Source organism: [Clostridium] symbiosum (genome assembly GCA_036419695.1).
GTDB classification, from domain to species: domain Bacteria; phylum Bacillota; class Clostridia; order Lachnospirales; family Lachnospiraceae; genus Otoolea; species Otoolea symbiosa_A.
On the sequence record CP143946.1, the window covers coordinates 3601198 to 3617232 of the forward strand.

General features: G+C 49.7%; 11 protein-coding genes. 1 reads left to right on the forward strand and 10 read right to left on the reverse strand.

Annotation, left to right across the window (positions count from 1 at the left end):
* Nucleotides 1-160 precede the first annotated feature (160 nt).
* From holA to V3C10_16405, 7 genes are all read right to left on the reverse strand, one after another.
* Nucleotides 161-1132, reverse strand: a complete 972-nt coding sequence (gene holA, locus V3C10_16375; protein ID WVP60878.1) for a DNA polymerase III subunit delta — start codon at nucleotides 1130-1132, stop codon at nucleotides 161-163.
* 141 nt (nucleotides 1133-1273) lie between these two features.
* Nucleotides 1274-3898 (reverse strand): ComEC/Rec2 family competence protein, encoded by a 2625-nt coding sequence (locus V3C10_16380; GenBank protein ID WVP60879.1) that lies wholly within the window; start codon nucleotides 3896-3898, stop codon nucleotides 1274-1276.
* Nucleotides 3899-4225: 327 nt separating this feature from the next.
* Nucleotides 4226-5149: a GerMN domain-containing protein gene (locus V3C10_16385; GenBank protein WVP60880.1), complete on the reverse strand. Its 924-nt coding sequence runs from the start codon at nucleotides 5147-5149 to the stop codon at nucleotides 4226-4228.
* 85 nt (nucleotides 5150-5234) lie between these two features.
* The gene (locus V3C10_16390) at nucleotides 5235-6671 is read right to left on the reverse strand and encodes an ATP-binding protein (GenBank protein WVP60881.1); all 1437 of its coding nucleotides are present in this window, start codon (nucleotides 6669-6671) and stop codon (nucleotides 5235-5237) included.
* A 9-nt stretch (nucleotides 6672-6680) separates the two neighbouring features.
* A complete protein-coding gene (locus V3C10_16395; GenBank protein ID WVP60882.1) occupies nucleotides 6681-7544 on the reverse strand; it encodes a DegV family protein in 864 nt (287 codons plus the stop codon).
* Nucleotides 7541-9328: an ABC transporter ATP-binding protein gene (locus V3C10_16400; protein WVP60883.1), complete on the reverse strand. Its 1788-nt coding sequence runs from the start codon at nucleotides 9326-9328 to the stop codon at nucleotides 7541-7543. The genes V3C10_16395 and V3C10_16400 overlap by 4 nt, the downstream gene beginning before the upstream one ends.
* Before the next feature lie 215 nt (nucleotides 9329-9543).
* Nucleotides 9544-10347, reverse strand: a complete 804-nt coding sequence (locus tag V3C10_16405; GenBank protein ID WVP60884.1) for a hypothetical protein — start codon at nucleotides 10345-10347, stop codon at nucleotides 9544-9546.
* Nucleotides 10348-10539: 192 nt separating this feature from the next.
* Between V3C10_16405 and V3C10_16410 the strand changes: the two genes are divergently transcribed.
* Nucleotides 10540-11352, forward strand: coding sequence for a hypothetical protein (locus V3C10_16410; GenBank protein ID WVP60885.1), 813 nt, complete (start codon nucleotides 10540-10542; stop codon nucleotides 11350-11352).
* Nucleotides 11353-11439: 87 nt separating this feature from the next.
* Here V3C10_16410 and gpmI read toward each other — a convergent pair whose 3' ends face one another.
* The 3 genes from gpmI to V3C10_16425 form a co-directional block, all read right to left on the reverse strand.
* Nucleotides 11440-12981: a 2,3-bisphosphoglycerate-independent phosphoglycerate mutase gene (gene gpmI / locus V3C10_16415; protein WVP60886.1), complete on the reverse strand. Its 1542-nt coding sequence runs from the start codon at nucleotides 12979-12981 to the stop codon at nucleotides 11440-11442.
* Between the two features lie 214 nt (nucleotides 12982-13195).
* On the reverse strand, nucleotides 13196-15106 hold the full coding sequence (locus V3C10_16420; GenBank protein ID WVP60887.1) for a sensor domain-containing diguanylate cyclase: 1911 nt from the start codon (nucleotides 15104-15106) through the stop codon (nucleotides 13196-13198).
* Nucleotides 15107-15235: 129 nt separating this feature from the next.
* Entirely contained in the window at nucleotides 15236-15973 is a 738-nt protein-coding gene (locus V3C10_16425; GenBank protein ID WVP60888.1) for a tyrosine-protein phosphatase, read from the reverse strand.
* Between the last annotated feature and the right edge of the window lie 62 nt (nucleotides 15974-16035).

The following is a 16035-nucleotide window of genomic DNA, read 5'->3' on the forward strand; positions in this document are numbered from 1 at the left end:
CCTTTTTCTATGCCGGAATATTTTCGAATGAATGCTTTTTTAATAAAATATTCATCAAATGAAGTCTTCTTTCTAATGAAGTATTTTAATCAGAGCAATTTTTTTAAGTTCAGCATTCTTTTCGAATCAGTATTTTTTCCAAGTCAGCATTCTTTCCAAATCAGTACTTTTTCGTAATCAGAAGTTCAACCGCCATCCTGTCGTTCAGCCTTCCCGTTTTCACTGCTTCCTCTGCCTCCACACATCCTTTCACGCAGGCCAGAATCTGTTCCTTTGTAAATGCCCCGGCCTGGGCCGAAACCTTTCCTGCAACAAACGGCGGGATTTTCAGTTTCGATGCAATGGTACCTCTGTCCGTTCCCTTTGCCGTCAATTCTTTAACCAGTAATAGCTGGTTAAACTGTCTTGCTATCAGGAACAGAATACGCATCGGCGGTTCTTTCAGTGTCAGGAGATCTTCATACAAATCCATGGCAAGCCTCGTTTTCCTCGTTACGATGGCATTGACCATATCGAATATCTTATTGGTCACCTGAACCGTTGTTACGGCCTCCACGTCCTCCGTAGTGACCACATCCGCACCCATCGTATAGGAAATCAGCTTTTCAAGCTCCATTCTGATATTCTCCATATCGTCGCCGGTCCGCTCCAGAAACAGGTTCATCGTGGCATTCGTAATTTTTCTCCCGTTCTGTGCCAGAATTGTGCCGGCCCACCTTGCGAGCTGTGCGCTGTCCTGCCGTTTCATCTCCGCAGCGTGGCCCAGCTCCTTTACTTTTTTAAAGAGGCGGTTTCTCTTGTCCACGGCATCTTCCACAAATACAATACACGTTGTATCCGGTATTGAAGGGAGATAGTCGGTCAGCGCATCGGTGGAAGTCTTAAAAAATCCGCTGTCCTCCACCACAATCAGACGCCTGTCACTGAAAAACGGCATCGTATCGGCAAGACTGATCAGTTCATTCACATCCAGCCCTTTTCCCTCGAAATAATTGTAATTCATTGTATCGTCACCGGCAATGGCCTCTTTGAGCTTCTTTTTATAGCTCTGCTTCAAAAATGACTCTTCACCGAACAGCAGATATACCGTTTTGTATTGTCCGCTCTTTATATCCTCATTGATTATCTGCATCTGTAATCTGCTCCTTCGTGTTGCTAAAATGTCGCCGGGTTTGACCTCACCCGCATTCGTTACTGACAGTCCGTCAGGAGATTGTTGCGTTACTGTTCACAGTGCAATGCAGTGTGAACAGTAACATTGTTCCTGCTGGTATTATAGACCGGAACCACGGTTCCTGTCCAGCAGAAAACCTCTCACCTTCATTTTCTTTCCATCTGTCGTAACCCGAATGGCGCCCGATCGTTCCGTGCTCCAAATCCCGGTTCCGATTTCTTCCAGACGTTCCACCACCTCCGGTGAAGGATGACCATACGAGTTTCCCCGGCCGTACGACAGGATTGTGACCGACGGTTTCACATAGGCCAGAAATTCCTGCCCCGTAGACGTAGAAGAACCGTGATGGGCCGCTTTTAAAACCGAAATTCCCCCTTCAAACCGTCCTTCCGGCTGCTCCTTGCACGGCAATTCTCCCGCCTCCAGCATTTTCTTCTCTCCCGCAGTCCCCACATCCCCTGTCAGCAGCATGCTGTATTCCTCATAAATAACGGAAAGCACCAGTGAATGCCCGTTTCTGTCCTTCGAATAGACTTCCCTTCCGGGGTAAACGGCGGTGATTTTCAGCGCTCCTTCATCCAGATTTTGCCCGGCCTCCATATAAACGATATCCGCTCCTCTCATTTTTCCAAGCGTTTCTATCCGCCGGTAAACTTCCTCCCCCTCTCCCAGACAGGGCATGACAATATGGCCAACCGAAATATTTTTCTCATTTTCCAGCATCCAGACGATTCCGTTTATATGATCACTGTCGCCATGGCTGATAAAAACGTAGTCCAGCCTGCCAATCCCCTTACTTTTCAAAAAAGGAACCAGCCTGTTTTTTCCCACACTTTTAAGCTGGCTGCTTCCGCAGTCCGTCAGCGCCGTGACGGTTCCTGTGCGAAAAAATATCCCGTCCCCCTGGCCCACATCCAGGAAATAAACTTCCAGCCCCCTGACCCGCGGCCTTACCGCCAGAAACAGCATGGCAAAGAAACAGGCCGCGGTTTTAGCCGTTCTTTCAGCCTTAACTCCAAATGTGGCTCCGACCGTTCCTTCACCGCTGTCCCCAGCCGCACTTTTCAATGCCTGAATATACACAAATACCAGCACACTATAATAAAGGCCAATACACCAAAGCGGAGGCCGCCCCGTAAGCACCGTTGCCAACGGAAGCTGCAGGGTAAAACGGCAGAGCCCGCGGTAAAGGGACAGGATGTAGTGTCCGGGCCCCGCCGCGCCATGGCTGATTACGCCAAGTAAATACGCGGCTCCGCCCAGGAACTGTACCGGCCCGCTTTTCAAACCGCCGCCCATCTCTCCCCCTGCCACGGCCAGATTTAAGATACTCACAGCCCTCCATATGCCGTAAAGACCAACCGCCGCAATCCCCGATCCCGCCACATATGCCATCAGCGGAATTACCACCAGGTTAAGAACCACCCCGTAAAAGGGAAATTCATAAAAATGATACAATATCGCAGGAAGAGTGACAACCTGAATCGCCAGGCTGACAGACAGGGCAGAGCGAAGCGCCCCCAGCATAGTTCCCACATCCACATTCCCGTCTTTTACCTTTTTTCCGCCCTCCCCCGATAACCGCCTCTCCTTTCCCTGCACTAACCGCCAGTCATTATAAAGACCCACGGCCCCTACCGCGCCATAAGACAATTGCAGCCCGCTTGTAAAAAGCAGGTATGGGGAATCGAAAAGAAGTAAAATAAGGGAAAGCGCCATGGCCGACAGCAAATCATAAGTACGCCCGAGATACGAAGCCAGAAAGGAACAGAAAACCATAAAAACCGCCCGGAAAACGGAGGCCCCAAATCCCGTCATCGAGCCGTAGAAAAAAAGCAGAGCCGCCGATACAACACCGGCTTTTCCATATCCAACGCCTCTTTTTCTCAGAAATCCATATAGGCTCATCCCGATTAAAGAAACATGTAGGCCGCTCACCGCAAGTACATGGGCAATCCCTCCGTCCTGATACAGCTCGCGTATTTCACTGTCCATCTCACTCTTATCTCCCAGAAGAATGGCCTGAAAAACACCTCTGTCTTCCTCACCATAAAGAAAAGCGAGCGCCTCTTTCACAAATTGCCTGACGGATGAAATCTGTCTCCAAAAAGCAGCCTCATCCCCACCCGCCGTCTCTATCTTATCCGCTTTAATCCTGCAGCGCAGCTTCTGAGAGCGGTAATACATCCGATAATCAAATTCTCCCGGATTTCTGGCCTCCTGAAACAATTCCGCTTTTCCTCTTACCCACAGATTCACTCCAACCTTCAAACGATTCACCGGCAGACGTTCCGCCGTCTTTGCCTCCACCGAAACCATGATCCGGTTCTCCTCATACCGCTCCTCCCCGGCCGTCACCGTCACCGGCTCCAGAATAATAGTATATATCTCATTTTTAAACGTTACATCGCGGATCCTGCCTTCCGCATCCACCCGCTTTCCCGTTTTACCGCCCCGCTCTTCCCCGTATTCCCTCTCCGCCAATATAGCCTCCAGCGGCCATTTCTTCATTTCCACTCTCATCCTGAACCACCCCGACAAACAGAAAAGCGTCAGAATAGCCAGTAAAAACCACCTCCTGGGGACCTTTACATCCCCAATCAACAAAAGCAGACTCCCCGTTCCAACTCTCAGATAAAACCCAAGTAAAATACCTGCCGCCAGCAATACCGCCACCACAAACAAGCCGCCTGAAACAGCCGCCCGTCCTGTGTATTCCGTCATTTTACCGAACCAGTAAGCAGTGACCTCTCCAAGTACATATGCTCCTGCAATCCATAAAAACGGTCTTTTTATTTTATTACCTCCAAAGTGGGGATTTAATTAAGATACGAGGCCGCGACGCCTCCGAAGAAAGATAGCGGACGTGGTAGATAAAACAGAACAATTCAGCGGCCGCAGGCCGGGCCGGAATGGTAAGCGATAACCTCGGCGTCTTCAGTCCCGGGTCATAACCTGCCCGGATTCCCCACCTGCGACAAACTACAAACCGGGACTGAAGACTCATAACCTCCCACTCACCATCCCGCCCCCCAGCCTGCGGCGGCGTTCTCATTTCTCAGCCACAATATACTTCTTCTCCCTCTCCAAAGGCGTCGAAAGAGAAATCGCATTGCGGTACATCACATTGGCCGACCCGTTCACCGTAATCTGGACCTTATTGACCGTCTGAAGTTCCGTCAGCGAGTTGACCAGCGCGTAGACCGGAATATAATCTGCCGCCTCCACCTCGCCGTTTATAAAAGTACTGTCAAGATTTACATAGCAGGTATTATCCGTCAAAGACACGTTCAGAATCCTGGTGTCCTTTGGCAGCACGGGCGAATTTCCCGCCTGTGAACCAGCGATCAGCTGCTCTACCACGAGTCTCTCCAGGGAGGTGTTGACATTGTGGACGACTTCCCTTGTCTCCTCCACCAGCATATCTTTCTTTTCGTTGGCAAAATAGAGCTTCAGCTCCACTCTCTCGAAGGAGTTCACGTCAGAGATGCTCTCCGCGAAGTCGGAGGCTGAAAATGCCCCCACCGGGCTGCCCTGGTGATCGAGGAGCGGCTGTCCGTCGCAGTTGATGCTGATATAATCGATTCCGTCCACCTGGGTAAAGGTCTTTGCCATCGCCGCACGGCACAGAATCTCCCTCGTCGCCTTCATCGCCGTATAATCTTTATTAAAATTCAGGTAGAGGACATTGTCCTCTTTTCTCATATCCAGAAGTATTACCTTTTCTCCCAGTGCAGCCTGGTAATCCGGGTTATCCGGAGCCTCTAAAAGCTGTCCCGCCAATTCTCCGATCAATGTCTCCTGATCGGTCGTTTCCGTTTTATACTCCACGCTGGCAAGCTTTGTCCTGGAGGGATTCAGATAATAAATCCGGTAACTGCCTTTTTCCGGCCCGGCAATTTTCTCCTCCCGCCCGCATCCTGAAATTCCAAGACACAATAAAAGAGCCGCCATAAGGCAAAATAATCGTTTCAAATATACTTCCATCCTTTCACATCTAAGGGGTCCGGCGCAAAATGCTGCCTGTGGGCAGTAGCCCGAATACAGCCGTCACAGGATATTACGGAATGTAATTAAGAGGAATGCGGACCGTAAATGTGGTTCCCTCCCCTTCTTTACTCTGGAGCTTGATCGCCCCCTGGTGCAGGATTACAATATTTTTTGTAATCGCCAGGCCCAGGCCGGTTCCGCCCGTCTCCCTTGAACGCGCCTTATCCACCCTGTAGAAACGCTCAAACACGTGCTCCTGGAACTCCTGAGGAATCCCGATTCCGTTGTCAATTACCTTTACATAAAAGAATTTGTGATCCGCGTCCAGGACCACATGGACCCAGCCATCCTCACGGTTGTACTTGACCGCATTTTCCACCAGGTTGCTTAAGGCCAGCGACAGTTTTACCTCGTCGATATCGGCCGTAACCTCTCTCTGGCTCTCAAATACCAGCTCAATATTACGCCTCTTGGCAATCGGCCTCAGACGCTTTAAAATCTGTTCCATCAGCGCATTGATGGAAACGGATGCAATATTCATATCCGGTGAGGATTTATCCATCTTAACAAGCGAAAGAAGATCGTCGATAATCTTGCCCTCGCGGTCGATCTCATCCGAGATATCCGCCATGAATTCCTTATACAGTTCCACCGGAGCGTCTTCCATCCCCATCAGCGAATCCGCCAGCACCCGTATTGAGGTGATCGGCGTCTTAAGCTCATGGGAAACATTGGATACAAACTCCTGTCTGGACTGATCCACAGCCTTTAACTTTTTCAGTGTCTGGCTGACCGCGTCGGATATGCCCTTTGTCTCTTTGTAATCTTCCACCTGGATATCCTGGTCGAGATTCCCCTCCGAGACGAGGTTCAGCCTCTCCTGAAGCTTTCTGAACGGTTTCATAAGGAACGATGCCGCCAGAAAATCCACCGCAATCACAAAGCACAGAAGCACAAACTGCAGAAATCCCGCTTTATGCATGACCTGGCTTTCCAGAAGGGCCATACTCTCCGTGGAGGCCGTCATCAGGAGGACTCCCTCCACCTTCTTGGCATCCGCCTTGGAATAGACCGGAAGGGTCAGATAGAAATAATCCTTCTTTTTGTTGCGCCGGTTTATGGTTTCTCCCTCAAATGAGCGCAGAACCTCCTCCACAACACTCGTTTTTCCCTTGGTCAGATCAAACGTGTCTTTAATTATCTTAAAGCTGCTGTCAATGACTATGATACGCCCGTTAAACAAATCCGCCGTCACATTCATCTCGGCCTCCAGGCCGGGATTGTTGGACGGATTGTTGATATAATCCAGGGTCACCATCTTGTTGGCAAGCATCAGGCATTTGCTTTGCGCCTCTATCATGCTCTCCTCAATCTGGCTCTGACGGAAAAATCCGGCCAGAAACCTGGCCTGAATGAGAAGCGGCATCAGAGTCACCAGCAGGAAACAGAAAAGCAGCGGCACCTTCATGCTTACGGAACGCTTTAATTTCCTTCTCAGTCTCTTCATCCCTCTCATTTAGCACTCGATTTTCTTCACTGCCGCGATTGCCAGCCCTCCCGGGCCGATATGGCACGCAACACTCAGTGACAGGGGATCCATATAAATATCCGTATGCGGGAAAATCTCCTGCAGCTCCTCTTTCAGCTGTAAGGCAGCTTCCTCACTGTTGCTGTGGGCGATTTCAAGGTGGGTATTCTTTCCCTCCCTGTCGTTCCATCTTGTCTCCAAATCGTGCTGGATGGCGGAAATCATCATCGCTTTGGCCTGCTTCATCGTCCTTGCCTTGGCAAAGGCGTCCAGCTTCTCTCCCTGTATCGTAAGGACCGGTTTCAGTCTGAGAAGCGTTCCGAGAGCAGCGGCGGCCGGCGTGATCCTGCCGCCCTTCTTAAGGTATTTCAGGGTGTCCACCGTTATATAGATCGTGGAATTATGGCTGGTCCGCTCAAGCTCCTCCCTGATTTCCAGGGCGCTCATTCCCCTCTCAGCCATCGTGAGGGCATCCAGGGCCGACTGTCTCTGGGTTACGGATATCTGGTGGTTATTTACCACCTGGACACGGCCGTCATAATCCTCGGCCAGCATCAGAGCCGTCTGGCAGGAACCCGACAAGCCGCTGGACATCGGAATATGGACAATCTCATCATATTCTTCAAGGAGTCCGTCCCACAGCTCCACAATTGAATCCGGCGACGGCTGGGAAGTGGAAATATCCAGATCCTCGGCCATCTTCTCATAAAATTCGCGCTGTGTCAGGCTGATATCCTCCATATATTCTTTTCCATCAATCATAAAAGGCATAGGAAGAACCTTAATTCCAAGTTCCTTGCCCTGCGCCTGCGTAATACCGCTGTTGCTGTCTGTCACAACTGCAATTTTCATTTTGTTTCCTCCAATCGTTCTGCCCCGTTATCTTCAAATCCGTTGGCAGATGTATATAAATGATAGTAGATTCCCTGTTTTTCCATCAGCTCGTCGTGGCTTCCCTCTTCCTGTATGCCGTTGCCGGACAATACAAGAATCCGGTCCGCGCCGCGGATGGTGCTGAGCCTGTGGGCAATCGTAAGTGTTGTCCTTCCCACAGCCAGCTTATCGAGAGACTGTGACACCATCTTTTCACTCTCATTGTCGAGAGCCGATGTCGCCTCATCCAAAATCAGAATCGGCGGATTTTTCAAAAATACCCTGGCAATGCTGATGCGCTGTTTCTGTCCTCCCGACAGCTTCACGCCGCGCTCTCCCACATAGGTATCGTAGCCTCCTGACATCCCGTCGATAAATTCATCGGCTCCGGCCATCTTAGCCGCCTCGATGACTTCCTCTCTGGACGCTCCCGGCCTTCCGTATACAATGTTATCATAGATCGTGCCGGAGAACAGGTACACATCCTGCTGCACCATACCCACCTGGCTTCTCAGGCTCTCCAGCGTAATTCCCCGCAGATCTTTCCCGTCAACGCAGATCCTTCCCCCGGTCGGGTCATAAAACCTCGGTATCAGGTTGCAGAGCGTCGTCTTACCGCCGCCGGAAGGTCCCACCAGGGCAATCTTCTCCCCCGGACGGATGGTCAGATTGATCCCGGATAACACCAGTGTGTGATCATCCGGATATTCGAACGAAACATTTTCAAATCTAATCTCTCCGCGGGAATCTTTAAGCTCCACCGCATCGTCCTCATTGAAGATGTCAATGTCAGCATCCATAATTTCACAGAATCTTTCAATCCCGGTCATTCCGCGCTGGAACTGCTCGGCAAATTCAATAATTCTGCGGATCGTGGATAAGAGCGTCGTCACATACATCGTATAGGCCACCAAATCTCCAGGGCTTATAATCCCCTTCACCAGAAATATTCCTCCGGCAATGATGACAACCACATACATCACACCGTCAAACATTCTGACCGTGTCCTGGAATGCCGCCATGTAAAAATAAGTCTGCTTTTTGATTTCGAGAAATTTGAGGTTATCCTGCTGAAACTTTTCAATTTCCAGTTTTTCATTGCCAAAGGCCCTGACCACTCTGTTTCCCAGAAGGCTGTCCTCGATTCGGGCGTTCAGTTCCCCGACATGGTTGCGCTGCATCTTAAAGGCCGCGCGCACTTTCAGGTTAAAGTAAGTACAGGATACCGCCATGACAGGAATAAAGATAAAGATCACTATGGTCAGCAGCAGATTAATCCTGGCCAGTATGAAAAATGAGATTATGATTTTCAGGAATGCAATAAAGAATTCTTCGGGACAGTGATGGGCAAATTCCGTCACGTCAAACAAATCACTCGTAATGCGGGACATAATCTGCCCCACCTTCGTGTTGCTGTAAAAACTGTCCGACAGCTTCTGCAGGTGGCAGAATGCGTCCTTCCTCATATCCGTCTCAATCCTGGCTCCCATAATGTGGCCCGTGTAGGCCATGTAAAAGCTGGCCAGCCCATCCACGATTCTGAGCCCAAAGTACATAAGGCCGATGGTGACAATCGTCTTTACCGTGAGGTTTGCCAGATTATACATCCCCTCGTTGGTAATATACCGCAAAATAAGCGGGAGCACGATCTCACACAGCGTCGTCAACGCAGCACAGAATAAATCAAACAGCAGCACCTTCCAATATCTCAGATAATACGGCGCAAAGCGTTTCATCAGTTCACTCGTCTTCATTCGGTTCATCAGTATCTCTTCCCTTCTTTTGAACGCTCTTTTTATTCTATCTTATTTTGATGGTAAATGGAAGTGGATAAAGAAATTTCTTTCCTGGATGGGGATTGAGCGTTATGGTTCGCAGTACAGCTGTTTTCAGCCCGGGTGTGAACCGTAACGGTTGAGAAAAGGGTAGCGTGCAAACACTTCAGTGAAGTGTTTGCACGCTACCCCTTGGGTATTTATTACTGATAAATCTGGTTGATTTTCCAGTAGCCGTTGAATTTGTACATGTTGAGTCCGGAGCTGTTGCCCATCTGGACGCCGGATCTGCCGATTTCCTGGAGCTTTTTGATATCGGTCTGGTCGATTGCTGTAGACAGTTTTTTCGTGAAGACTTTATCCTCTCCCAGTTTCATGAGCTGCTGGGGCGTGCTGTATTCTACGGAGCTGCCGTCGGCATAGGTGATGATGACCGGGTAGTTGCACATTTTGGAAAGAGTCTCCAGGTCGCGGTAGGAGAATGTTTTCTGAATCAGTTCTGCCATCCGGGCCGCATCTTTGACATTGACGGAATCGGATACCGTGCTTTTAGCGCTGTCTAAAATGAAATTATAGATTTTCCATTTTCCGTTAACTTTGCAGAGCGCCAGTCCGTAATCCTCACCCATCTGTACGGCCCCGTTGCCGGTGCTGCTCAGTTTGGCAATGTTTGTGGATTCGATTGAATCAAGAAGCTTCTGCGTAAAAACCGCCGAGTTTCCCAGGGCCATAAAACCGGCTTTATCGGGGATTTCCTCCAGTTCGCCGTCCGCATAGGAAATGACCACCGGATACGCACAAAGATCCGCCACCTTTCCAAGATCCTGTTTTTTAAATGCGTTCTGCACTTTTTCCGCAATATCCTGCATCTTAGCCGTATCCTTCCCGGTAGAAGCCGCAGCATGGTTCCTCCGCGCCGCATAAGCAGGCATAGCGGGAACCGCATTCACCATAGCCAGAGCACACATTGCAACAGCGGCATATTTTTTAACCTTGTTTAATTTCATCCTTTTTTCTCCTTTTTCGTTTTTCGTTTTAATTGTCTTTTCAAACATTAGACTGCAAAAGCAGGAAAAAAGTTGCCGTCAAATCAAAAAACAGATCAAAAAAACAGGCGTCCTCATTTCTCAACTCCCTCTGGACGTATCCCCTTTTCTATCTTATAATAAACCTATATAAAATACCAAGGAGAACTGATTATGCCATATTGCCCGAAATGCGACATGGAATTTGTCGATGGAATCACTACATGCAGCGACTGCGGCGGTGAGCTCGTGGAATCACAGGAAGCTTATGAGGCCGAAAAACGCGAATTGGAGAAGCAGCAGAAAATAGAGGCCGCCACGGACCGCTACCATGACATGGAGGGCTTTGACGCCTCACAGCTCATGGATAACCTGATTGATTTTGAACACCTGGACAGCCTGGAAAACCTGGAGAATTTTGAGACGCTTTTAAGCCGCGACAGCGGACCGGAGGACGCCGCAGAAGGCTCCGGCACGGCCGGAACACAGGAAAACCGGACCAGGGCCGCCTCGGCCGGAGTCTATGTCAGCGGGCGCCAGCGCTGCGAGGATCTCCGTTCTTCCAGCTCCGCTTTTCTGATGGTGGGAGGCGCTGCGCTCGTGTTTGCCGTCGTCTGCTGGACCGGAATTATCAATCTTCCAATGGCCGGAGGCTCCAAAATTTTCTTCCAGTCGGTTATTACCCTCATCGGCCTTGCCTGCCTCGTTGTCTCGTTCAAGACCCGCAGTTCCCTGGCCGCAGCCCTGAAGCAGGCGGAAGCGGAAGAAAAACGCACGGAGGAACTGATTGCATGGTTTACCTCCACCTGGACCGGAACACAACTGGATGAGGAGCTGAAAAAAGAGGAACCCGGACTGACCGGGGAGGAGCTGGAACTGAAGCGGTTCGAATTAATTCAGGATCGTCTGATCACAGGACAGGATCTTCCGAACCAGGCCTATGTCGATGCCCTCAGCGAAGAAATCTATCACAAGCTCTACGAGTAATCCGATGCCCTTTCAATGATGCAGAAACACCCCGGATTGCCGGTTCTCCCTTCGTGAGTTTCCGGTTGGCCGGGGTGTTTCTTATTTCTACTTCACAAGCAGTGATTTTCCAGTCATTTCCTTCGGCTGTTCCATTCCCATCAGTTCTATTAAGGTTGGAGCAATATCGGCCAGGCATCCGCCCTCCCTCAATTTGTAAGCCGGATCTGCATTTACAAGGATGAAAGGCACCTGGTTCGTCGTATGGGCGGTCCAGGGTTCGCCCGTTTCATAGTCCACAAGCTGCTCTGCATTACCGTGGTCGGCGCAGATGAAGAGCACGCCGTCTGTCTCTTTGATGGCGTCCACGGTTCTTCCCACGCAGGCGTCCACCGTCTCAATTGCCTTGATGGCGGCCGCTTCAACTCCCGTATGGCCTACCATATCAGGGTTTGCAAAGTTGATGATGATCACATCGTATCTGCCGGACTTAATTGCCTCCACCAGTTTATCGCATACCTGCGGTGCACTCATCTCCGGTTTCAGATCATAGGTCGGAACCTCTTTCGGTGACGGAACCAGAATACGGTCCTCGCCCTCGTTCGGCTCCTCGATTCCTCCATTAAAGAAGAATGTCACATGGGCGTATTTCTCCGTCTCGGCAATCCTCGCCTGTGTTTTTCCATGTGCCGCCAGGAATTCGCCGAATGTATTGGTAATCTCCTCTTTTCTGAAAGCAACCAGTTTGTTGCCGATTGTCTCGTCATAATCCGTAAAGCATACAAATACCAGATCCAGACGTTTCTTTCTTGCAAAGCCGGTGAACTCATCATCACAGAATGCTCTTGTAATCTCCCTTGCGCGGTCGGGACGGAAGTTATAGAAAATAACGGAATCCCCATCCCGGATCAGGGCCACCGGTTTACCGTTCTCCTCTACATTGAAGGGAACCACAAACTCATCGTTGACTTCCTTATCATAGGATGCCTGGATGCCGCCGGTCGCACTGTCCGCCTTCTCTCCCTCGCCGTCCACCAGTACCTTGTATGCCCGCTCCACACGATCCCAGTTTTTGTCGCGGTCCATTACATAGTAACGTCCCATTACGGAAGCGACGCGGCCGACTCCAATCTCTTTCATCTTCTCTTCCAGCTCCGCAACAAAATCCCTGCCCGATGCAGGCGGTGTGTCACGGCCGTCCAGGAAGCAGTGTACATATACTTTCTCAAGTCCGTTTTTCTTTGCCAGTTCAAGAAGTCCGTAAATATGGGTATTGTGGCTGTGGACGCCTCCGTCGGAAACAAGTCCGAACAGATGAAGAGCCGAATTATTTTTTTTGCAGTTCTCCACTGCCTTCAAAAATTCCGGAATGGTGAAGAAATCACCATCTTCGATAGATTTCGTGATTCTTGTAAGTTCCTGATATACGATACGGCCGGCTCCCATATTCAGATGGCCTACCTCAGAGTTGCCCATCTGGCCGTCGGGAAGACCGACGGCAAGGCCGCTGGCGTTGCCTCTCACATAAGGGCACTGGCTCATCAACTGATCCATAACCGGTGTCTTTGCCTCACAAACCGCATTGTGCTCACAATTGCCGTTCAGGCCATAACCATCAAGTATCATTAATACAGTTGGTTTTTTGCTCATAATCTATCTCCTTTATCTTCTTCTCCTGTTTCTCCCGGAGTGCATGCTTAAACCGGATCCGACACCCGGAAAAAAGCCATTGAAACACCGGTAATCACGGGTAAAACAGAAGGCATTTATATTATTCTTGCCAATTTCTTATTTTACATGATTTCACGGTAACTTTCAATGGCTGTATGATAAATTTTTGACGAATTTTCCCAGGTTTTCCTGTTTATTCCGCCGGGATAACGGGCTTATGGATTGTGAAACCGTTCTTTCCCCTCTCCTTTGTCTGGTAAAGCGCTCTGTCGGCATTCCTGTAAAGTTCCACGAACTGCAGGCCGCCCGACGGGTAGACCGCCACGCCGATGCTGGCGGATATATTCCATTTCATATCCTGGTATTCGATGACCGTGTCAAGGGAACGGGTAAGTTCCCCGGCTTTTCTCCGTACCGAGTCCATATCGGGTACCTCTGCAAAGGCCACAAACTCGTCGCCTCCAATCCGTCCCAGAATATCTTTGTTCTCAAAATGTCTTTTGATAATTCCGGTAAATTCCCGGATACAGTAATCCCCGAACACGTGCCCCAGCTGATCATTCACTTTCTTAAAGTTATCAATGTCAAAGATAAAGAAAGCATACATTCCCGGCCTGTGTTCAGCCAGGACGGCCTCTATCAGCCGTTCCGTTTCCGTCTTGGTATAAAACTGGGTCATCTCATCCATCACGGCCTGCATTTCCTTTTCCTTCTCCTCCTCAATGTTCTTCCTGTAGGTGAACATATGGATCGAATCGTCTTCCGAGGAGTAAAAAATATAAGCGTCTATCCGCATCCAGAAATAGTTCGTCCCATCCTGTGTAATCTGAAAATCATAGCGCAGATGGTTATTGCCGCTCTCATATTCTTTTATCACATTGGATGGTTCAAAGGTACTGACATAGCCTTCCCGGAATTCTTCTTTAATCTGTTTTTCAGCGATAACATGCAGTCCTTCACTGTACGGCAGATCCCCGGCGCCAAGGCTCCCGAAATACGCTTCCGTCCTCTTACCCACGGTACAGTTTTTCGTGATGTTCAGCTCATAAATATTATCATAGAGCTGCTCCGTAGCCCTCTTAAAGCTGCCCTGTCTCTCTTCCATCAGCTCAGTAATCTGTTTGTTAAAATTGCGGATCACGGCCGTGATGACAATCAGAACCGTCACAATAATGAGCAAAAGCAATATCGCTGTCATGTAAAGCTGAATCCTGATGGAACTGAGTATCTGTCCCGTGTCCTGTTCCACGGTCAGATACCAGGAAAGCTCCGGTATATAACGGGCGACCACATAGCTTTTTTCCGTCCCTTTCTCACCCTGGGATGCCCAAACCTCCAGATTTGTATCCGATGACTTCCAGTCCAGCACCTGTCCCCTGATGGTTTCGCAGCCGTTGATTTTAAACCAGTCCCTCTGTTCGTATCCGTTATATGTCGTCGATACCTCGATCATTCCATCCCGGTTCAGCAGGCTGGCCGTCACATCGAATTTATCTTCATAGCCCTGAAGCAGCTCTTTCAGATATTCAATGCGGATTCCGACGCCGACAATCCCCAGTGTGGAACCATCGTCCGCCTTTACCTTGCAGTTCACAAACACGGTAATCACATTGTCCGCCCCTGCCACTTCATCATTATCTACATTCAGGGAATATTCCTCATCACTTTGAAGCAGTTTGTAGTACCAGGTGTTTTCCGGACTGTCCTCAGTCAGTATACGGTCGACCCCGTTGAAATTGTAATAGCGCGATGAGGCGGCAGAAACAAGAAATACAGAATCAAAACCGTATTTTTCACGGTATGTGTCGAGATATGTTTTCGTCGTTTTAATATACTCCTCATCCTCCAGGCGGGAAGATTCCTCCAAAAGATGATTCTTAAGCAGGCTGTCATGGGCCATCGTCAGCGAGATGTTGACCGGCTTTGCAAATTTCGTCGACAACTGGTAATAAATTCCCTCTGCCGTCAGGGACGACACCTGCTCAATGCTGTCGAGAGAAGCCTCATAGTTGGCCCGGTAGCTGAGCATTGCCGTGAGGGCAAAGCCGATTACCAGAATCAGGCTGACCAATACATTCGTCTTAAAAAGCCTGTTATTTTCCATTCCAGCCCCTCCCTCCTTCGTAAAAAAGAATCACGTTTTTTTCCGTCCCGTCCTTTTGTATCCGGCGGCAGCCGAAACAGACGCCGCACCTGCTTTTGGTGTTCCCGTAACTCCGGTCCGTTACCCGCCTCACTTAAGGAAACTGTTCCGCAGCGATTCAAGCTCCGTCTCCGTCACGCCGTATTGGCCAAGGTATTGGGGAAGGGATACTTCCCTGTAGAAATCCAGAAGGCGCTCCATGCTCTGTGCATCCGATCTCATGAAAGGCTCCATCCTGCCTCTCGTCTCCTCATCCAGCATACCCAGCAGTTTGTCCATGCCTTTTTTGTTATATGTATAAGTCACTTCATAATCAGCCGTTATATCTTCCTCCGCGATACCGCAGAGATAGTAAATGCAGGATGCCAGAATCCCGGTTCTGTCTTTCCCGGCCGTACAGTGGAAAAGAACGGCTCCCCGCTCCAGGCCGGCAATCAGCTTCTTTACCGCCTCGGCCAGAAGGGCGCCGTGGTTCTTAACAATATTCAGGTAACCTTCCGTCAGGCTCCCGGCAAACGCTTTCTCCGCCGATTCCGTTATATCCTTTGTATCAATCTGCTCTGTCTGTATCGGGCAGTGATACCACTCCACTCCCTCCGGCACCGCATCCGCGGCAGTCTCTATCTCCGACAGGCTGCGCAGATCCAGGACCGTCTTAACTCCGTATTCAGTCAGCCGTTTCCACTCCTCCTCAGTCAGGTTATGAAGGGCTCCGGCCCTCAGGAGTTTCCCAAAAGCAGTTACCCTGCCGTCGGCCGTCTCAAATCCTCCCATATCTCTTATATTAAGTCCGTGCTCCAGCCGAAGTCTTCTGACCGGTCTGTCCATATTTTCCGTCCCCTTTCAGTCGTTGTAAAACTTGTTTGATTCTTATAATAATTTATTATATC